We start from the raw sequence: 21,212 nt of genomic DNA on the forward strand, positions 1-21,212 counted from the left end.
ATCAATGAACAAATACAATAGCAGTTTCATGGATGGATTGTTGGACGTTTGCCTGCAAGGTAATGCAGTTTTCGGGGGTTGATTCCCGATGTCCTCCGGAGGCCTCTCATGGCCGACAAGAGCGCTTTTTAATCCTTGAAGATCCTCGTAATATTGCAGCGGAGAATCCGCCCGAGATTTTTCGTTTCGGAGTTGCTTTTTCAGGAGAGAAATTGTCCTTTGCGGATGCCGAAACTGTACCAGTCGCCTGACGGGAGCGAGCTGTGTCTTTGTATGTCGAAAATGATTTCGACATACAAAGACGCTCGCTCTGCGAGGCGGTACGCTCCCAAGTCGCGCCACATGAATATGCTGTATAATAGGATGAAGACTCAAAAGCCAATCGGTCGGCCAACGGCTACCGCTCCCAGAATCCATCGTTACAATTTCAAGTTGACAACAGCGGAGAATATTCGGTTTAAGGAAATGCTCGCTGCTGCCGGATTGGAACACAACTACAGTCGGTTTATTGTCAAACGACTCTTTGCCGAGCGCTTCGAAGTCATCCGCCGTGACCCTTCAAAGGTCGAGTTTCTGACACGACTCAACGACCTTTATTTCCAGTTCCAGCGCGTCGGAAACAACTACAATCAGGTGGTCTGGGCCATCAACAGCCACTTTTCCAACATCTCGATTCCGCGCCAAATCGCTGCGCTGGAACAGCATACCCGCGAACTGAAAGCGTTGAGTATCGAGATTCTGAATCTAACCAAACAGGCCGAAGGATGGTTGCGAATATAAGGACGGGAGCAACCGTCGGCGGAGCCATTCGCTACAATGAGGAGAAGGTCAACCGGGGACAGGCCGAGGTGCTCTGCTGGAATCGGATGCTTGATCCGTTCGATAGCGCAGGCCGCATGAGCCACGAACGATGCATGGCCAGCTTCGAACCTTTTCTGCAGGCCAACCGGCGAACGACCAATACGGTTTTCCTTGTCTCGCTGAATCCCTCGCCCGAGGACCGTCTGACCGATGAGCAACTGGGCAAGATCGCCCGCGAATATATGGAGCGGATGGGCTACGGAGAGCAGCCCTACATTGTCTTCAAACACGGAGATATTGCACGCGAACACTTGCACATTGTCTCATTACGAGTTGATTCGACGGGTCGGAAGATCTCCGACTCACACGAGTATGATCGTTCGATGTCGATCCTGCGGGATCTCGAACAAAAATACGGGCTACACCCGAGCATCAAAGGCCAGGAACAGACGGACAGGGAGGGCCTGCGGAAGGTGAATTATCCCGATGGAAATGTCAAGCGGCAGGTGTCGTCTGTCGTGCGGGCGTGCCTGCGAAATTACAAATGTTCCTCCTACAGTGAGTTGCGCACACTGCTGGAGCGGTTTAACGTTTCGGTCGAAGAACGTACGGGAACTATCGACGGCAGAAATTTTGCGGGTATTATTTACGGCACCATGACCGACGACGGCTATGGCATCGGGACGCCGTTCAAGTCGAGCCGGATCGGGATGGATGTCGGATATGAGGCCCTGCAACGCTACTACGAGCGTTCGAAAACGGCTTTGAAGGAGCCCGGAGCACTTGATGAGTTGCGGGAAAAGATTGCGGATGGCATGGCGCGGAGTTCCAGCCGGGCGGAGTTCTGCGAGCGGCTGCACGACAAGGGCGTTGATGCGGTATTCCGCCTCAATGCTGCGGGACGAATCTATGGTGTAACCTTTATCGACCATGAGCAGGAAATTGTAGCCAACGGCTCCCTGCTGGGCCGAAGTTTCTCTGCTAACGCCTTCGAACAGCAGTTCCATACCGAAGCCAAGAGTAGGGGGGGGCTTCCAGGAATCCTCGGAGCAGGAGAGGTCTTCCTCAAAAGAATCTTTTCGGCCGGGGCCGTCTATCCATCCGTTGGATGCGGTTCTGGAATTGGCGGACGTACAGGCTTATGAGGAGGAGCAACAACAGCAGATTCGGAAAAGGAAGAAAAGGTCCATGAATCGGCACTGATCCAACCTCATATTTATACTACACAGGCTCAATGAACACCCGTCACTGCCGCCCGATCCAGCAAGATAGCCACCCCATGCAAAGATGACAAGAGAACTGCTCTTGTCCTCGTTTGCACAGGGCGGCCTTGTCTCTTTTGCTGTCCGGGCGTTCCGGGCAGTTTCTAAAATCTACAATTATTGTATCGTTTTAATTCGACTACGCTTTAAACCAATCAATTCTGTTGGCTCAAATATTGCCATAAGAGCCTTCATTAGTAAGTAAAGATTTCTTTCGCAAAAGAGTGAAACCTATCAATATAAATAATTTGCATTTTTGTCAAAAGAGTTATTCTTTCGGAAGTTTGTAAATATCAACGAACTCGTTTTATTAAATTTATTCATTCCCACCTTTGGCTCGTTTATATTCACTAGGGGAAACTCCGTAATACTCTTTAAACTGCCGGCTGAAATGGTTCGGATTGCAGTACCCTAGCTGGTAGGAGATCTCTGACGAAGTTTTGTCCGTCGTTTGGAGCAGTTTTGCCGCCTCGCGCATCTTGATTTGCAGGATAAATACCGAGGGCGTCTGATCGAACAGACGCTTCATGTTCAGGTATAGTTGCGTACGGCTCACGTTCATGTGCTGCGCCAAATCGTTAACCGAGAGATTCGGATCGTCCAGGTGACCGTAAACGTAGTTCGTGACCGAAAGGATGAAGCGTTCGTCGGTGCTGTTCACCTCCCCGGTTGGAACTCCCGCGCTCCCCGCCACCAGGTAGTAGTCACGCAGCACATCTTTCGTACGCAGCAGGTTGTTCAGTTGCAGGAACAACTCCTGCAAGTTGATCGGCTTCTGGGACATCGCATCGGCTCCGCACTGCAACGCCCGGATCCGGTTCTCGCCCGAGAACTCAAAACTTTCCAGAATCACCGGAATGTGGCGCGTACGGTTCGACTGCTTGATCATCGCACACAGATCCGCCCCGCTCGTGCCCGACAGTTGCATGTCGCAGATAACCACGTCGATATTCTGGGATTTGAGCAACAGCAGCGCCTCGTCACTCGTCGCCACGCTCGACACATGGAAATGTTTCTGCAAACGCTTGGTCAGCACCCGTTTGGAGTCTGCATCGTTCTCGACGAGCAGGATCCGGAATTTCCGGTGTCCGTCGGCATCGAGGAAGCAGGGTTGCGAAGCCTCCTCGAAACCGATCGTATGGTCCACGATCCGGTCAACAATCCCTGTCGTGGCTTCCGGCTGTTCGGTCACCGCCCCATTGTCCGAAACGAGCGGGATCTCGATCCGGAACAGGTTGCCCTGCTGCGGGACCGCCTCGACCGAAAGCCGCATGTCGAACAGTTGCGCGATACTCTTGACCAGAGCCAGCCCGATCCCGCTCTCCGGCAGACAGCCGGCATCATAGGAACGGAAAATGGCCTGACGCTGCTCCTCGCTCATGCAGGGCCCGCTGTGGAAGAGCTCGACCACGGCCCGCTCCCCGTCGACGGCAAGCCGCAGACGGCACTCCCCGCCCGTCGGGACCGACTTGAACGTATAGCCCAGCAGGTTGCCCAGCATCATCTCCATCTTCGCCGCGTCGAACAGCATCGGCAAACTCCCGACCTCGGAGAGAAACCCGTGTACGATCTGCTTGCGGTCGTAAAGAGGTACGAAGCTCCGGTAAATGCCGTCGAGGAAGGGCACGAAGTCGTATTTGCGGATCGAGAGCGCAATGTTCCGCGATTCGATATTGCGGAAATCCTGCAACTGATCGACCAGGAAGCCGAGCCGTTTGATATTGCGCCGGAAGATCTCCGGATCACTGCCGGGATCCCCGCCCGGAGGCGGGAGCACGGAGTCCTGCAAGGTCGAAAGCACCGACAGCGGGGTTTTGAACTCGTAGGTGATGAAGCTGAAAAAGTCGAGTTTCAGGGCATTGATCCGCGAACGCGTCTCCTGCTCCCGGCGCGCCTGCTCGACGAGCGAGCGGGCGAAACGTTGCCGCCGCAGCAGCCGCACGAACTGCCAGACCACAAGCCCCAGCACCACGACGTAAAGACCGATCATCGGACCGCTCAACAACACCGGCGGGCGAACCCGGACGACAATCCGCCGCTCTTCGAGCAGCGTCCCGTCATCGGCCACGAGACGCACCGCAAGCCGGTAACGTCCCGTCGGCAGTCCCGTATAGGAGATCTCCTGCCGGGGGCCCAGCTCATACCAGTTGTCATCGAAATTCTCCAACCGGTAAAGGCACGCATAGGACGACGTGCGGAAAACATCGTAGTCGATCACCGAGACCTCGAAGGTCACGAACCGCTGGTCGTGGGCCAGGACGATCTCTTTCGTCTCGTTGAGCGGACGGTCCAGCACACCGGCACCCACCGGCACCGGGCGGTCGGCGAGTTTCAAGCCGGAGAGGAACAGGGTCACCGGCTGCGAAGGGCGGCTTTCCAACCTCGACGGATGGAATGAGACCAGTCCGCTCGTCGTTCCGAAACAGATCCCGCCATCCGGGCCTACATAGGACGAACGGACGTTGAACTCGTTGGTTCCCATCCCCTTCGCAAGGCTGTAACGGCGCAGTTCCCCGAGGGAGTCCAACCGGAGGAGGTCATTGCCCGCCACCAGCCACAAATGCCCGTCCGCATCGCCGCGCATGCCGGCAATGCCGCCGTTGATCTTCGGATGGCCCTGCACCACCGGAGCGAAGCGCCCGGACTCGAAGCACCACACCTCCCCTTTGGTCGTTCCCAGCCACAACCGCCCCGAGGCATCCATCCATCCGCTCTGAAAATAGGGCGCGATCCCCTTCGATTCGGGAGCCTTGTATTCGGAGACCCGACCCGAAGCCCGGTCGAAACAGACGACCGACTTGAAATTGACGAAGCAGACCGTATCGCCATGCGTGAAAACATCATAAAAGGCGAAATCCTCCGCCCCGCATTCGTACAGCACCGCGAAATCGTCGGTGGCGTAACGGTAGATGTCGATTCCCTTCTCGTGTGCCACGAACATCGTATCGGCATTCAGCGGGCAAAGCGCCAGGACGTTGCTTCCCGAAAGCGACCCGGGGCGGTCGGTCCGGCGCGTATAGAGACGAACCGAGCCGTCGGCCCGGAAACGGTAGAGCCCGCTGGACAACGATCCCGCCCAGAGATTCCCGAGCCGGTCCTGCTGCAAGGCGAGGATATTGTCGTTGATGCCGTGCGTACGGCTCGAAATGCGCCGGACAAGGTTGCCCGAAGGGTCCAGCACGTCGATTCCCGTGCTGTTGGTCGCCACCCACCAGTTGCCCCGTTCGTCGCGCAGAATGCCGTTGGCCGTCACGTTCCGGGAGCGATGCGTACCGACCGAGCCGAGCGTATGAAACTCGACGCCGGATTCGAGTTCGCCGATCGAAAAGAGCCCCGCAAAATAGGTCCCCAGCAGCATGTCCTGACGCCGGGTCCGGAAGATGGCAACCACGGTATTCAGCACCGCATTGTCATTGTGTTCGCAGACGTAGTTGCAGAAAAAGTCGTTGTTGTAGTCATAGACCGAAACACCGTTGTTATGGCCAATCCAGAGGCGGTCGTAACGGTCTTCGTTCAAGCTGGCGATGTTCTCGATCTCCGACACCCCGAAACGGGCCGCAATCGGCTCGTGCAGGAATTCGTCCTTTGTCCGGTTGTAGCGATAGAGGCCGTCCTTGACGGTCCCGACCCAGACGCATCCCTTCGAGTCGGCGTAGAGCTGAACCCCAACCAGCGGAGAGCGGTCGACACTCGCCAGTTTGTAGGTCGCAGCAACCTCGAACGAGCGGTCGATCCGATAGACCCGGTCCTTCGTCAATCCCCACAGCTGTCCGAATTTGTCGCAGCACATGTATTCGTAAGGAGTTCCGTCGGCAACAAGCGTCAGCCGGTCGCTGTCGCAGCGGTAAATCCGGTTCTGGGTTTTAAGCAGCACCGTACTGTCGACTTGCAGAATCGTACGGACATACCCCACATCGCGACCATTCCACGTCAAGCGCGAAAAACGGCCGCTCGCATAGTCATAGGCCTCGGCAAAGAGCGTCGTCCCGATGAGGATCCGATCACCCGTGTCGTGGAGCGAGCAGATTTCCAGACCGGCATAAGGTTCGACTTCTTTCAGCGAACGGCTGTCGTAAATATCCAGTCCCTGGGAGGTTCCGACCCAAATCCGGCCGTAACGGTCATCGCTTAACGCCGTGATGCGATTGCTCGACAGCCCGTCGTTCTTGCTTAAATGTTCATAGTTCCAGATTTCGCCTTCGTGCTGTGCGCAGACAGGCAGGAGGCGGAGAAGCAGGCAGAAAAAAAGGGCCGAAAAGTGTTTCATCCGGTTGGTTTTTCCCGAAAGTTAAGATATAAATTTGTATTTTCGGCCATCCGAAGCTTGTATTTTTGTTCACGAAACATATCTGTTTGTTCAAAACACATCGTCAAGCAAACCCCTAATCGAAGCCGCAATCTTTCTAAACAACGGGATAGCACGAGCCGCCGGAGTTCTTTTAATTTTGTTGCAAACAAAACCCGAATCAGACCATGAATTCCACACAGCGCATCCTTATCAGCTCGCTGCTTCTGCTGTCGGTCGGCATCCTCGTCCGATGCCCGCACGCCACGGCCGGCAACGCGACCCGGAAGGGGGTTGTCCGCGTCGCCGACTACGGGCTGCACCCCGGCACGGGTGAAAACGCGCTTCCGATCATCCGGAAGATCCTCGATGAACACCGCAACGACAAGGCATTGCAGATCCGGTTCGCTCCGGGGCGTTACGACTTCTTCCCCGACCCGCAGCGACAGGACGCCGGGAAACCCACCACGGCGCTGGATCTCGAACGGATGCGGAACGTCGAAATCGACGGGCAGGGCTGCGACTGGATCTTCCACGGACTGATGAAACCTCTGCGGCTCATGGAGTCCCGGAACATCACGATCCGGAACCTGCGGATCGACTGGCAGCGCCCTTACAACTCGCAGGCCACGATCGTCCGGGCCACGGATACCTATCTTGATATGGAGATTGACACGCTCCGCTATCCCTACGCCGTACAGGGCGATTCGCTCGTCTTCATCGGCGAATACGGCATCCAGCGCATCGTCCCCGAATACGCCAACCTCTACGACGGAAAGACCCATGAGTTGGTCTATCAGACGCGTGACGTACCGCTGGGCCGGGATATGTTCCAGGCCCGGGTCTCCGACCTCGGAGGCAACCGTGTGCGGTTCCACTACCGCCCGGCCATGAAGCCCGACTCCGGAACGGTCATCGTCTTCCACCACGGACGCTATATCGTCAACGGCATCGAGATCTTCGACAGCGAACAGGTCCGCATCGAGGAGGTCACCATTCACCATACGTTGAGTTGCGGCGTCTTCGCTGTCCGCACGCGCAACATCGCGATGATCGGACTCGACATCGTCGCCGACGAGCAGGCCGGGCGGATGTTCAGCACCATTGCCGACGCCACCCATTTCATCGGCTGTACGGGCACGATCCTCTTCGACGGCTGTTCGGTCAGCGGTTCGGGCGATGATTTCACCAACATCCATGGCATGTACGCCCCGGTCACGGAGGTCTGCGACGACCACACCGTGCGGATCGCCCCCACGGGCCGCGACTCGGGATTCCGCCCCGGCGAACGGGTCTGGGCTCTCGACACGGCCACCATGCAGCGAAGCCGCCCGCTGACGGCCCTCGGCACAAGCCCGATCGAGGGATCGCGCGACTATCTCCTACATTTCAAGGAGCCTGTCGCCGGACGGATCGCTGCGGGGCACATTCTGGAAAACGCCTCGCTCTGTCCGAAGCTGATCGTCCGCAACTGTCGGATGCTCAAACAGAACCGCGGGCGTTCGATTCTGGTGACCACCCCCGCCAGGGTGCGCATCGAACACAACTATTTCCGCTCGGCCGGCGCCGCTGTGCTGATCGAAGGTGATACGGAGCTGTGGTTTGAGTCCGGCGCCGTCGGGGATGTGGTCATCCGCGACAACATCTTTGAAGATTGTTACAGCTCGGGCAACAACCTGATCGACGCTCCATGGGGCTGGGGCGAAGGTGTCATCTCGATCTCGCCCTCCTTCCGGCCAGCAGACGAGACGGTTGCAGCCTACCATCGTAACATCCGCATCAAACGCAATACGTTCCGGCATTTCGACTACGCCGTGCTATTCGCCCGCTCGGTCGAGGGGCTGACCTTCTCGCGGAACACGCTGGAACGAACACGCACGTTCAAGCCCTTCTACCGTCCCTGCAACCTCTATCTGGACGGATGCCGCAAGGTTCGGATTAGTCACAACCGATTGAGCCCCGACTTCCCGGGACATAACATCTGCATCGACCACATGCGCGCCTCGGAGATCGTACAGTCCGGGGCTCGAACTTTCGAAATCACCCCAAACTAACCGATCGATAATCATGAAATTGCCATTTTTGTATCTCGTGGTCCTTCTCGGCCTCCTGTTCCAGGGGTGCGGCGGGCAGCATGTGCGGCAGATCTCCGTTCCGCTCGACGGCCGTACGGACTACACCTCCCTCATCCGCGAAATCCTCCGGGAACATCCGCAGGGTGAGATCCGGCTGGAATTCGATCCCGGCGTCTATGACTTCTACCCCGAAGAGGCCGAAGAGCGCTTCCTCCGGGTCTCGAACAACGACAACGGGACCAAACGCATCGCCTTCCCGCTGGACGGCATGCGCCGGATCACCATCTGCGGGAACAACACCGAATTCCGCTTCCACGGAGCGATCGTACCCTTCTACATCGCCAACTGCGAGGAGGTGACGCTCCGCGGCCTGACGTTCGACTACGACTTTCCGTTCGTGCTGGAAGGCCGCGTGATCGCCCAGCACCCCGAGATCCGGGGCGTCGATCTGAAAATCACCAGCGAGAATCCCGTCCGGGTCGTCGACGGGGCCCTGCACTTTTCCGGATACGACTGGGAGCGCACCCAGGGCGACAACATCGTCTTCGATCCCGAAACCCGCGCCCCTTACTACAACACGGCCCGCTTCCTGCACCCCTACTGGAAGGGACAGTTGAAGGCCGAGATGCTCGGCAAGGATACGGTCCGGCTCTTCGGATTCCTCTCGCCGGAACTCCCGCCCGTGGGCTCCATCTTCGCCGACAAGGGACCGTTCCGCGAAAACCGACACTACCCGGGCATCGTCGTGCACGCCACGCGCGGTCTGACCATCGAACAGAGCGTCATCCATGCCTCGGGTGCCATGGCATTGATCTGCGAAAATTCGGAGGAGATTTCGCTCAACGGCTTCGACGTCCGGTTGCGGGAGGGCTCCGGACGCTTCATCTCCGCATCGGCCGACGCCACCCACTTCGTCAACTGCCGCGGTACGATCCGCTTCGACGGCTGTCTCTTCGAGAACATGCTCGACGATGCGACGAACGTTCACGGAACCTACCTGCGCGTCGACTCAATCCGCGGAGGGCGGCTCCTCACGGCCCGTTTCGGGCACGTCCAACAGCAGGGATTCGACTTCGCGCGCAAGGGTGACACGCTGCGGCTCATCGACCGTATCTCGCTCCGCCCGCTGTGCACCTTCGTGGCAGAAGAAGCCCGGTCGCTCGACGACGAAAGCTGGGAGATTCGCTCCGCCTCCGAACTTCCCGACTCGCTGCCCGAACTCCTCGCCGTCGAAAACCCCTGTCACATGCCCGCCGTCGAGATGCGACGCTGTACGGTGCGCAACAACCGCGCCCGCAGCATCCTGATCTCCACACCGGGTCGGGTCGTCGTCGAGGAGAACTACTTCTCGTCGATGATGGCCGGCGTACTGATTGCCGGCGACGCCAACTCCTGGTTCGAGTCGGGCAGCGTGCGCGACGTGCTCATCCGCAACAACACCTTCGTCAACTTCGGGACCGGTGGCGAAAATCCCCAGTCGGTGCTGCAAATATCCCCCGAAATCCTGACCGAGGGCCGCGGCAACGATTTCCGCTACCACGGACGCATCGTCTTCACCGGCAATATCGTCCGGACCTTCGATTCGCAGGTCATCTATGCGTTGAGTGTCGACCGACTGGAAATCACCGGCAACCATTTCATCCAGAGCCGGGACTATCCGCCGATTTTCGACGGGCTCTCCTACATCGACCTGCAATACTGCCGGGAGGTCGACATCTCGGGCAATCGTTTCGAGGGCGACCGCACAGTCGAGATCAGTGCCGTGGCCTGCGACACGGTCCGGCTGGATCCCCGTCAGCCGGGATTCGCACCCGCCGTGGTGAACAAACCCAACACCTTCTTCTACAAACAGTAAGAAACCTCCTGAAAACACGAACGCCATGTACAAGAACAGATTCACGGCACTCATCGCAGCACTCCTCCTGCTCGGAGGGTGCTCGTGTCCGGAATACCGCCCCGGGGCGGTATGGACCGACACCGACGGCGCCGTCATCAACGCCCACGGAGGCGGCATCCTCTACGACGGCGGACGCTACTACTGGTTCGGCGAACACAAGGTCGAAGGTACGGCCGGCAACCTTGCCCAGGTCGGCGTCCATTGCTATTCGTCGACGAACCTCTACGACTGGCAGGATGAAGGCATCGTCCTGCCGGTGGAGCCCGAAGGCTCCGGGAGCCCCATCGAGAAGGGCTGCATCCTCGAACGCCCCAAGGTCATCCGCAACGCCCGGACCGGGCAGTATGTCATGTGGTTTCATCTCGAACCGAAAGGGGCCGGTTATACGGGCGCGATGAGCGGTGTGGCAGTCAGCGACCGCCCGACGGGTCCGTACCGGTTTCTGAAAGCCGTGCGGCCCAACGCCGGGCACTACCCGGTGAACGCCCTGCCGCTGCACGCCGGCCCCAGCCGTGCCGAAGGAATGCGGTTCGACGGCGGCAGCCTGCCCGAACATCCCGACTCGCTGAACATCGTCGGGCGCGACCTGGCCGGCGGTCAGATGGCCCGCGACATGACGCTCTTCGTCGACGACGACGGACGCGCCTACCATATCTATTCGTCCGAGGAGAACAGCACGCTCCACATCGCCGAGCTCACGGATGACTACCTCTCGCACAGCGGCCGCTACGCCCGCTTCTTCGTCGGGAGGTTCATGGAGGCCCCCGCCATCGTCAAGCACGACGGGCGCTATTGGATGATGATGTCCGGATGCACGGGTTGGGCCCCAAATGCCGCACGATCGGCCGTGGCAGACTCGATCTGGGGTCCGTGGACCGAGTGCGGAAACCCCTGCTCCGGGCCGCTGGCCGAGACGACCTACGACTCGCAGAGCACCTTCCTGTTCACTGTCGCCGGCACCGACCGCTGCATCTACATGGGCGACCGCTGGAACCCCGAGAATGCCGCTGACGGGCGCTACGTCTGGCTTCCCGTCCGGTTCGACGGCGAGCGTTTCCGCGTCGAGTGGCACGACCGCTGGCGCTGGGAAGAGTGACCACCTAAAAAAACAGAATATGAGCAAAATTTACCAACCTAAAAACAATCAAAAATGAAGAAATTCAGCTATTCCAAACACCTGCGTTTGTGGCTCGCGACACTGGCTGGATGTTTCATCCTGGCCGCGCACGCACAACCCGGCGCGGAGGTCCGCATCCAGGGCAAGGTGACGGACAAACAGCTCAATCCCATCGTCGGCGTCGTCGTGGCCGTGCAGGAGCGGCAGGCCGGCACCACGACCGCGTCGGACGGCTCCTTCTCGATCCAGGCCCGGATCGGCGAGACGCTCGAAGTCTCCTACCTCGGGTACAAGAAACAGCAGTTCAAGGTGACCCGGGCCCTCACCGGTCTGGATATCGTCCTCGAGGAGGATGCCCTCTCCCTGGACGACGTCGTGGTCGTCGGATACGGCTCGACCAGCAAGGAGAAGCTCACCGGCGCCATCGCCACCGTCTCGACCTTCGACTTCAAGAACCGGCCGATCACCGACGTCTCCCTCGCCCTGCAAGGCAAGGTCACCGGCGTACAGGTAACGCAGACCTCCGGACAGCCCGGCGCCGACAGCGGTACGATCACCGTGCGCGGTATCGGTACGCTCAACGACTCGTCGCCGCTGATCATCATCGACGGTTTCGAATCCTCATTCGACAAGGTGGACCCGAAGGACATCGAGTCGATCTCGGTGCTCAAAGACGCCGCCTCGGCCGCCATCTACGGTAACAAGGCCGCCAACGGCGTCATCCTGATCACCACGAAAAAGGGCCGCGCAGGGCAGCTTTCGGTCGAATACAACGGCTATGTCTCCGTGCAGCAGGTGACCCGCTATCCCGAACTCCTCGGGGCGGTCGACTACATGACGCTCTACAACGAGGCGTGCCTCAACTCGGGGCAGCAGCTCCGGTACAGCCAGAGCTATATCGACCACTTCGACGGCAGCGATCCGGCCCTCTATCCCGACCGCGACTGGGCGGATTTCTACTTCAAGCCCGCCGTGCTGCACAACCACTATGTCAAGCTCGCCGGAGGGTCCGAACAGCTGGCCTACACGCTGTCGATGGGTTATCTCGGACAGGACGGTATCCTCGAAGGAACGGAGTTCGACAAGTACAACTTCCGCATGAACGCGTCGAGCTCGCTGCTGAACGACCGGCTGAAAATCTCGACCAACATCGCCGGCTATTCGGGCATCAAGACCGATCTTGTAGACGGGACTGGAAGCACTCTCTATCGAATTGTCGCTATGACTCCGATGGTTAATGCGAAAATGGAGGGATACGGATGGACGGATTGGTTTTATAACGATGCCGCACGCGAAGCCGGCGGATACAACCAGACCGACATCGGGAATTTCAGCGGCAACATCAACATCCAGCTCTCGCTGCTGAAAAACCTCAAACTGGAAGGTGCCGTGAACTTCGACCGGACGACCGAAACGGGGCAGATCTACGCCCCGGACGTCGAGCTCTATACGGTCTTCACCGGCGCCGACGGATCGCAGACCATCGGCGAAAGCAACTCCCGCGAATCGTCGATCACCGAGTCGACCTACCGTTACGGGAATCTGTCCAGTTATGTGACCCTCTCCTACTGGGCCACGGCCGGCGAGAACCACCATTTCAAGGCGATGGCCGGATGGCAGCAGGGACAGTGGAACAACAAGTACTACAAGGCTTCGCGCACGCGTCTGACGACCAACCTTCCGTCGCTCGAAGTCGGAGACCCCGCCACGCAGAAGAACTCCAGCTGGGAAACCGAGGTGACGAGTCTCTCCCTGTTCGGACGCTTCAACTACGATTACAAGGAGAAATACCTCTTCGAGGCTAACGTCCGTTACGACGGATCGTCGAAATTCGCCACTGGACACAAGTGGGGTCTCTTCCCCTCGTTCTCGGCCGGATGGCGCATCTCCGAGGAGAAGTTCATGCAGGGCGTACGCTGGATCGACGAACTGAAACTCCGCGCATCGTGGGGCCAGCTCGGAAACGAGAAGATCTGGAGCTCCTACGCCGGTATCGACATCCTCTCGATCGGCTCGTGCAACTACATCTGGGAGAACCAGCAGGCAACCGGCGCCGCCACCTCCTACATCGCCAACAAGGACCTGACCTGGGAGACCACCACGCAATACAACATCGGAGCCGACCTGCGGCTCTTCGGATCGCTCTCCTTCACCGGCGACTTCTACGTCAAGGAGACCGACGACATCCTGATGCAGCTCCCCGTTTCGGGCATCTTCGGATTCACCGAGGACCCGTGGAAGAATGCCGGACGCATGCGCAACGTCGGCTGTGAGTTCGCCCTCTCCTACAACAAGATGTTCCGCGAATGGGAGTTTTCGGCCGGGGCCAGCATCTCGTTCAACCGCAACGAGATCCTCGACCTGAAAGGTCAGAGCCCGATCCTCAACTCCACGACGGGCATCATCCTCGAGGAGGGACGGCCCATCAACACCCTCTACGGATATGCCATCGAAGGCATCTACCAGAGTGACGAGGAGATTCACAACCATCTGCAAACGTTCGACCGCGACGGAAATCCCGTAAACTCCTACTCGGGACTGATCGCCGCTCCCGGCGATATCCGCTTCAAGGACCAGAACGGCGACGGCATCATCGATATGGACCATGACCGCGTCGCGCTGGGCGACCCCAACCCCGATTTCCTCTACTCGTTCAACCTCGGGGCTCGCTGGAAGGGTTTCGACGTCACGGCCTTCTTCCAGGGCGTCTACGGCGGTGAGGGTTGGAGCTCCGGCGAGCTCGTATCGCCCTTCTTCAACGGATACAACTCCGCGGCCTGGATGACCAAGCGCTGGACCCCCGAAAACCCCAACAACACCTATCAGCGCGTCTACATCGACAGCCAACGGGCCTCGATCAAGTCGGAATACTATGTCGAGGACCTCTCCTACCTGCGTCTGAAAAACTTCGAGATCGGATATACCTTCCCCAAGGAGTGGCTCGCGAAGATCCACCTCTCGGGCCTGCGCATCTTTGTCAGCGGACAGAACCTCTTCACGCTCACCCGCTACAAGGGATTCGATCCGGAGCGTGCCGGCGTCAACGCAACCAACATCTACGACTATCCGCTGGTCCGCACCTTCACGGCCGGACTCAACGTAACCTTTTAAGCCTATCCGACCATGAAAAACCTGAATACTTTCAAGACACTCGCCCTGGCACTGCTGCTCGGTGTAGCGGGCGGTTGCAGCGGGTATCTCGACACGGTTCCCGTGGACAAGTCCTCGCCCAACACCTTCCTCAAAGGCATCAAACAGGCCAAAAGCATGCTCGCCGGCATCTACTACTGCTTCTACGACGACTCTCCGGCCTACATCACACCCTACACCTACGAAAACATGTGTGACAACTCCTACAACCACCATACCTGGGAGTTCAGCGCCGAATTCGCACAGGGCACACAGACCGCAGCCAGCTGGTGGGCCGAACTCAAATGGACCAAGGACTGGCAGGCCATCTCCCGGGCCAACACGCTGATCCGTTCGATGGCTATGGCGTCAGGCATCAGTGAGGCGGACAGCCAGAAGATCCTGGCCGAAGCGCGGTTCCTCCGTGCCTGGTTCTATTTCGATCTGGTACGCTTCTACGGCCGCGTACCGCTTGTCGACGAAAACTCCCCGCAGGAGAACGCACCCCGCGAAGATCTCGACAAGGTGCTGACCTTCATTAAGGAGGATGTGAAGTACGCCATCACCTACCTCGACAACATCCTCGGTGGCGAGGTGGCCTGCCAAGGCTCGGCGCAGATGCTCAAACTCCAAATTGCCCAGTACGAATACGACCACGCGACGGTCATCGAATGTGCCAAGGCCATCCAGGCGTTGGGATATGACCTCTACGGCGACTTCCGCAAGCTGTTCCTCGACGAGGGTATCAACGACCCGGCAAACAAGGAGGTGATCTTCAAGGTCAACTACGCCGAGGATCTCCAATCGAGCTACATGACCCAGCTGTGGTACAACTGGTTCTCGTTCAACACGACCCTCGAAATGGTCAACAGTTTCTTCACGGCCAACGGTCTGCCCATCAAGCCGCTCGAAGCCGACAACGGAGCCTCGATCCCGGCCGACCCGACCTACGACGAGGAGCATCCGTTCGACAACCGCGACCCGCGGCTGAAACTCTCCGTCCTCTGCCCGGGCGACGAGTACCGCTGCGACGGAACCTCTCGCTACCAGGCCCACTGGCAGCCCGCCAACTGGGACAACAAGACCGGATTTGCCGCCAAGAAGGGCGCCAACGAGACGCTGCTGAATCTCGACAACGACGGCGGCGACAAGATCCTGATGCGCTACGGCGAAGTACTGCTGGCGTGGGCCGAGGCCGAAAACGAACTCAACGGCCCGGCGGGCGTCTACAAGTTGATCGACCCGCTGCGTCGGCGCGTCGGCATGATCACGCTCACGGAGTCGCTGCCCAACCTCACGAGGGAGACCATGCGGGCGCTGATCCGCAACGAACGCCGCGTGGAACTCTTCCACGAAGGACAGCGCTGGCACGACATCCGCCGCTGGAAGATCGCCGAAAAGGTGATGACCGACGCCCACGGACTCGACGTCTCGAAACTCCAATACTACCCCGTAAGCGGCGAACCGACGCCCTACTGGCAATACGTCGAAGTGGTCGTCGACAAACGCTCCTTCAACAAGGACCGCGACTATTTGTGGCCCATTCCGCTCAAAGAGCTGAATGCCAACCCGCTGATCCGCGACGACCAGAACCCCGGCTACTAATCCACAATCCGAACAGACATGAAAAAGCTTGCAACATACTGCATTCCGTTCGCCGCGGCGCTCACCCTAACGGTAACCTCCTGCGAACAGAAGGTCGATTATGTCAACCCGACCTGGGCGCGCGCCATCTCGCCCGCCGAAGGCGCAACGCTGAAAATCGACTTCTTCAAACCCGACGACAAACAGATCTTCACCTGGGAAGCACGTCCCGGCGCCACGTATCGGATCTCGTTCGACGTGAACATGTACTTCGAAAACGCCGTCACCTTCGACATGGGGACCAAGGACTCGCTCGTGCTGACCAATGCCGAGACGCTCGACATGCTGCGCGAGATATGGCCCGACTTCTCGGGCAACAAGCGCTTCTTCTGGCGCGTCGAGCAGACCCGCAACGGTGAGGTCCGCAGCGTCTGGCGCCATTTCAGCGCCATCCCGCTCGTCGAGAGCTTCACCGACCCCCGTGACAACCAGACCTACGGGGCCTGCCAGTTCATCCTCAACGACGGTTCGCTGATGACCATCATGTCCGAAAACCTCCGCGCCACGGTCTACTCCGACGGGGAACCGCTGCCCGACGAGGCCAAGATCGCCATGGGCGAAGGTTACTGCAACGACCCGCTCTATGTGCAGAAGGTCGGCCGCTACTACACATGGGCCGCCGCCACGCGCATGACCTGGGACGAAGCCAAAGCCGCCTATGAGGCCGGAGAATCGGTACAGGGCGTCTGCCCCGAAGGGTGGCACCTGCCGTCGATCGACGAATTCAACGCCCTGCGTGACTACCTCGGAGCCGACACGGGCGCCGATGCCGTGAAGGATCCCTCCTACTGGCCGACGACAGCTTCCATCACGAACAGCGCCAAGATGAACGTCGTGGTTTCGGGATTCTATTGGCACGAAGGGCTCACGTTCCTCACCGATCCGACCTTCACAGCCCGTTTCTGGAGCTCGACGCCCCGGTTGGCCGGCATGCAGTTCGCCTACGGAGACACGGCCTCGGCCGATGATCCGACGAAAGCCGTACTTCTGTCGATTTACGACGACGCCTCAACGCTTAACATCCAGTCGTACAGCATTGTTCCGACCGTCGAGAACCACATGTATCCCATCCGCTGCGTGATGGACCCGATGTAATCCGTTAAATCCGAAAAAGATGAAAATGTACACCATCATAATCGCGGCGCTGCTGGGCATCAGCCAGCTGGTCGCCTGTCAGAAAGAGGAGTCCTGGAAGAACGAAACCGACAAGGGCGGCGTCTCCTACCCGCATCGCTACTATATCGATCCCGAAACCGGCGCTTACTACAATACGGGGCACTCCCCGGAACAGGCCTGGGAGAGCGTGGACCGCATCATGGAGCAGCCCTGGAAGGCCGGAGACACGATCCTCATCAAACGGGGTACGGTCTATAACGGCACGCTCACGCTCCGCGGCAGCGGAACGGCCGAGGCCCCGATTGTCCTCGGGTCCTATGGTGACGAGAGCCTGCCGCTGCCCGAAATCGCAGGTGGCGGAAGCTACGAGACCATTCTGATCCGCAACGTGCAGTACTGGGAGTTGCAGGATCTGAAAATCACCAACAAGGGAAACGAGCCGCGGCCCAAGATCGCCGGCATCCGGATCGAGGCCGACAACATCGAGGGTGGCGTGATGAACCACATCCACATCCGCCGGTGCGAGATTGCCGACGTCTACGGCACGAAAACCCACCACAACGGAGGCGGCGGTTCGGGTATCTTCTACTACAATGTCATCGGAGGCACGAACCCCTCGTCGTTCAATGATCTGGTGGTCGAGGACTGCCGCATCATCAACTGCCAGCGGGACGGTCTGACGGGCTATCTGGCCACGGGCGACCGCACGCAACGCAAGGCCAATACGGGATTCGTCTTTCGGCGCAACGTCTTCGAGGGGATTCCCGGAGACCAGATCATCGTGAACGGCTGCGACGACGCGCTGGTCGAATACAACATCGTCCGCAACTGTGCCCAGGGCGACTTTGCCGATGAAAGCATCCAGTACCGCATGGAGGCCGCCGCAGCCCTGTGGTGCATCCACAGCGACGGGACCATCTTCCGCTACAACATCGTGCAGGACCACAAGGCCACGTGGGACGGACAGGCCTTCGACTGCGACCAGAACTGCCAAAACACGCTCTTCGAATACAACATCTCCTACAACAACGTGGGCGGATGGCTGATGCTGTGCCCCAGCGACGTCTCCTTCGACAAGAACTACGTTTCGCAGGAGGGAACCGTCGTGCGGTACAACGTCAGCATCAACGACGGCACGCGCGATTACGTGAAGGGCAACGGACAGACCCTCTCGTCGACGATCGACGTTGTGGGACGCGTCGGGTCGTGCCACTTCTACAACAACACGATCATCAAGACCCGTTCGGCCGCAACCCATGCGGACAATACAGCCATCACGTTCGACAACTACACGAACATCCCCGGTTCGCTGCTCTTCACCAACAACATCTTCTACAACACGACCGGCACGGCCAATCCCTTTACGAAGGTCGGGGCCGGGGAGTTCATCGACAACCAGGGATTGATCCTGCGCAACAACTGCATCTACGGCTATCAGGAGGGGACCATCCCCGGGAGCGGCGAACACAACACGGCCAACATCCCGGACGACCCGGCGTTCGTCCGTCTGATCGAGGAGTTTACGTCCAGCAACAACCTCGTCGACCGCGACGAGATCCTCGACGGGCTGCGCCTGGCAACGGATTCACCCTGCATCGGAGCCGGGATCGGGATCCCCGAGGATCCGATCTTCCCGTTCTCCGAGGACTTCTGGGGAGAGCCCGTCGGCGATGCCCGCAACATCGGTGCCTACAACCATTAAAAAACACCTTCGACCATGTACAGACTCATTCGAAATATCGCGATCGCGGCTCTGTTCATCAGTGCGCTGTGGGCATCGAGCTGCAACAAGGAGAACGATTTCTACGAAGTCGGACGGCAGCCGGTCTCTCTGACCCGACCCCAGGCCGACACGGTGATCATCCTCGACTACGAACAACCCGATTCGCTCTTCACCTTCGCGTGGAGTTCGCGGCGGCACTTCATCAACTACAAACTGCATTTCGGACTGGACGAGGCCTTCACGACCTCCTGTGAACAGGATCCCGGCGTCAGCGAGTCGTGGAAACTGACGACCATGCAGCTCGACTCCGTATTGAGCTCCATGAAGGTCGGGATCGGCGAAACGGTCCGTCTCTACTGGACCGTGACGGTCGTGGACCCGACGGTCGGCTGGTGCGACGAGGTCCGGCAGCTGACCATCACGCGCTGCGATCTCCCCACGGGGCTGATCCTGCTCACAAGCCCCGAGAACGAGGCTGAAATCCTCCTCGACAAGAAGACCCCCGAGGCCGAAGTCGCCTTCTCGTGGGAATGCTCCTCGACGGTCCCCGACTACAAGCTGCTGTTGAGCCTCGACCCGCTCTTCCCCGAGGAGGGAACCCTGTCGACGGAGTGCGGAAGCGAGACGTCGCACGCCTTCACCACACAGGAGATGGACGAATGGCTCGCGGCCGACGGAGTCGAGAAGAACACCGCGGCCACGGTCTACTGGAAGGTGACCGGCACGGGCGACCTGAACAACCCGATCGAGAACAGCTCGGTCCGCGAGGTCTCGATCCGCCGGGTGACGAAGGATCCGGTAGCGCTGACGCTCGCCGCGCCCGAGGCCGACGGCGAGGTACTGCTCGATGCGGATCTGGCCGAGGAGAACGTCCGCTTCGAGTGGTCGTGCGACACAACGGGCGTCGACTACACCCTGCGTCTCTACGACGCGGAGTTCGAGAAGGAGGCGACATTCGAAACCGGTGAGGAGTGCCATTTCGAGATTTCGCAGAGCGATCTGGACCTGTTGCTGGAACAGACCTTCGGCATGGTGGCCTCCCAGAAGAAGAAATTCGTCTGGAACGTGGTTCCGAGCGACCCGGAGCGCGCCACGGCCGAGGAGGAGGATCGCACGGTGATCATCCGCCGGTTCGAGGCCGTGACGGCAGCCGACCCCATCACGCTCACCGAGGGCCCGGCCGATGGCGCGGAATTCCATCTCGACTACGGCAGCCGGGACGAGGTGCTGGCGACGGCCGCCTGGGAGTGCAACGCCCGCAACGTCACCTATGCCCTCGAATACAGCCTCGACGCCGAGATGAATGCCCCGAAGGTACGTCCGCTGACGACCGAAAAATCCGTAGAGATGACCCACGCGCTGCTGGACGGGCTGCTCTCGGATCTGGGCGGCGCCTACCTCACCCGCACGATCTACTGGCGCATCACCTCGACGGTCAACATCAAGACGATGCCGTCCGAGATCCGGTCGCTCCGGCTCACCGGCATGCTGCGTCCCTACACAGACCTGCGCGACCCGGAGAATCCCGAGGTCTACGAGGTCGTGAAGATCGGCGAGGACTTCTGGATGGCCGAGAACCTGCGGGCCATGAAGTACAGCGACGGAACGGCCTTCACGACCGTTGACGAGATCTACGGCAATCCCGCGGCCAAGAGCTACACCGACGAACTGATTGCCGATCCGAAGATCCGCGGCGTCTATTACAGCTGGCCGACGGCCCTGCGGACCTACGACGAGGCAACCGATGCCGAAGACACCCGGATGCAGGGCGTATGCCCTGACGGATGGCACGTATCGACGATGCAGGAGTGGCGGGCCTTGCAGACGGCTGCGGGCAGCGATGCCACCCGGATCAAGTCGGCACAGTACTGGACCGGGAACACCGGCACGAACGAACTCGGGTTGGACATCGTTCCGGCGGGCAAGTTCTGGCACGGCAACGTTGGGGCTCCGGACAATGCCGTGGACAAGGCTAGCTTCTGGACCACGACCAAGGCCAACGCCACGACGGCACAGATGTTCGAGGTATTCGGTTGGAGCAACGAAATCGTACCGTGGAACTTTAATTCGCGTCCGTGGAGCGAAGGCGACGGTACGGCATCCATGCTGGTCAACGTCCGTTGCGTCCGCGACCGTGATTAGCCGGCACGGAGTCCGGGCGGG

The 21,212-nt window shown here is 59.3% G+C and carries 11 protein-coding genes; 10 read left to right on the forward strand and 1 reads right to left on the reverse strand.

The window, feature by feature from the left end; all coding sequences use genetic code 11:
* Positions 1–363: 363 nt before the first annotated feature.
* Both B5E60_RS06925 and mobB read left to right on the forward strand, forming a co-directional pair.
* Positions 364–780, forward strand: a complete 417-nt coding sequence (locus tag B5E60_RS06925) for a plasmid mobilization protein (RefSeq protein WP_087310893.1) — start codon at positions 364–366, stop codon at positions 778–780.
* Entirely contained in the window at positions 765–1,946 is a 1,182-nt protein-coding gene (gene mobB / locus B5E60_RS06930) for a conjugal transfer protein MobB (protein ID WP_239403261.1), read from the forward strand. The genes B5E60_RS06925 and mobB overlap by 16 nt, the downstream gene beginning before the upstream one ends.
* A gap of 433 nt (positions 1,947–2,379) precedes the next feature.
* On the opposite strand, the gene B5E60_RS06935 is transcribed toward mobB, so the two are convergent.
* Positions 2,380–6,330: a hybrid sensor histidine kinase/response regulator transcription factor gene (locus tag B5E60_RS06935; RefSeq protein WP_087310682.1), complete on the reverse strand. Its 3,951-nt coding sequence runs from the start codon at positions 6,328–6,330 to the stop codon at positions 2,380–2,382.
* A gap of 206 nt (positions 6,331–6,536) precedes the next feature.
* On the opposite strand from B5E60_RS06935, the gene B5E60_RS06940 reads away from it, so the two are divergent.
* The 8 genes from B5E60_RS06940 to B5E60_RS06975 are packed head-to-tail and all read left to right on the forward strand — an operon-like array spanning position 6,537 to position 21,191.
* Positions 6,537–8,402, forward strand: coding sequence for a hypothetical protein (locus B5E60_RS06940; protein WP_239403262.1), 1,866 nt, complete (start codon positions 6,537–6,539; stop codon positions 8,400–8,402).
* A gap of 13 nt (positions 8,403–8,415) precedes the next feature.
* Entirely contained in the window at positions 8,416–10,278 is a 1,863-nt protein-coding gene (locus B5E60_RS06945; protein WP_087310684.1) for an alpha-1,3-galactosidase-related protein, read from the forward strand.
* A 25-nt stretch (positions 10,279–10,303) separates the two neighbouring features.
* Positions 10,304–11,416: a glycoside hydrolase family 43 protein gene (locus B5E60_RS06950; RefSeq protein WP_087310686.1), complete on the forward strand. Its 1,113-nt coding sequence runs from the start codon at positions 10,304–10,306 to the stop codon at positions 11,414–11,416.
* Between the two features lie 54 nt (positions 11,417–11,470).
* Complete coding sequence (locus tag B5E60_RS06955) at positions 11,471–14,548, forward strand: SusC/RagA family TonB-linked outer membrane protein (RefSeq protein WP_087310688.1); 3,078 nt, start codon at positions 11,471–11,473, stop codon at positions 14,546–14,548.
* A gap of 12 nt (positions 14,549–14,560) precedes the next feature.
* Positions 14,561–16,171, forward strand: a complete 1,611-nt coding sequence (locus B5E60_RS06960; protein WP_239403263.1) for a RagB/SusD family nutrient uptake outer membrane protein — start codon at positions 14,561–14,563, stop codon at positions 16,169–16,171.
* Between the two features lie 18 nt (positions 16,172–16,189).
* Positions 16,190–17,305, forward strand: coding sequence for an FISUMP domain-containing protein (locus tag B5E60_RS06965; RefSeq protein WP_087310690.1), 1,116 nt, complete (start codon positions 16,190–16,192; stop codon positions 17,303–17,305).
* A gap of 25 nt (positions 17,306–17,330) precedes the next feature.
* The gene (locus tag B5E60_RS06970) at positions 17,331–19,028 is read left to right on the forward strand and encodes a xylose ABC transporter (RefSeq protein ID WP_239403264.1); all 1,698 of its coding nucleotides are present in this window, start codon (positions 17,331–17,333) and stop codon (positions 19,026–19,028) included.
* Positions 19,029–19,043: 15 nt separating this feature from the next.
* Positions 19,044–21,191, forward strand: coding sequence for a SusE domain-containing protein (locus B5E60_RS06975; protein WP_087310694.1), 2,148 nt, complete (start codon positions 19,044–19,046; stop codon positions 21,189–21,191).
* Positions 21,192–21,212: the final 21 nt, after the last annotated feature.

The sequence above is a fragment of the Alistipes sp. An116 genome (genome assembly GCF_002161005.1).
In the GTDB taxonomy this organism is placed as follows: Bacteria; Bacteroidota; Bacteroidia; order Bacteroidales; family Rikenellaceae; genus Alistipes; species Alistipes megaguti.

Excerpts from the sequence above, each read along its gene's own strand:
- B5E60_RS06925 (WP_087310893.1), top strand. The coding sequence starts at position 364 with ATGAAGACTCAAAAGCCAATCGGTCGGCCAACGGCTACCGCTCCCAGA.
- mobB (WP_239403261.1), top strand. The coding sequence starts at position 765 with ATGGTTGCGAATATAAGGACGGGAGCAACCGTCGGCGGAGCCATTCGC.
- B5E60_RS06935 (WP_087310682.1), bottom strand. The coding sequence starts at position 6,330 with ATGAAACACTTTTCGGCCCTTTTTTTCTGCCTGCTTCTCCGCCTCCTG.
- B5E60_RS06940 (WP_239403262.1), top strand. The coding sequence starts at position 6,537 with ATGAATTCCACACAGCGCATCCTTATCAGCTCGCTGCTTCTGCTGTCG.
- B5E60_RS06945 (WP_087310684.1), top strand. The coding sequence starts at position 8,416 with ATGAAATTGCCATTTTTGTATCTCGTGGTCCTTCTCGGCCTCCTGTTC.
- B5E60_RS06950 (WP_087310686.1), top strand. The coding sequence starts at position 10,304 with ATGTACAAGAACAGATTCACGGCACTCATCGCAGCACTCCTCCTGCTC.
- B5E60_RS06955 (WP_087310688.1), top strand. The coding sequence starts at position 11,471 with ATGAAGAAATTCAGCTATTCCAAACACCTGCGTTTGTGGCTCGCGACA.
- B5E60_RS06960 (WP_239403263.1), top strand. The coding sequence starts at position 14,561 with ATGAAAAACCTGAATACTTTCAAGACACTCGCCCTGGCACTGCTGCTC.
- B5E60_RS06965 (WP_087310690.1), top strand. The coding sequence starts at position 16,190 with ATGAAAAAGCTTGCAACATACTGCATTCCGTTCGCCGCGGCGCTCACC.
- B5E60_RS06970 (WP_239403264.1), top strand. The coding sequence starts at position 17,331 with ATGTACACCATCATAATCGCGGCGCTGCTGGGCATCAGCCAGCTGGTC.
- B5E60_RS06975 (WP_087310694.1), top strand. The coding sequence starts at position 19,044 with ATGTACAGACTCATTCGAAATATCGCGATCGCGGCTCTGTTCATCAGT.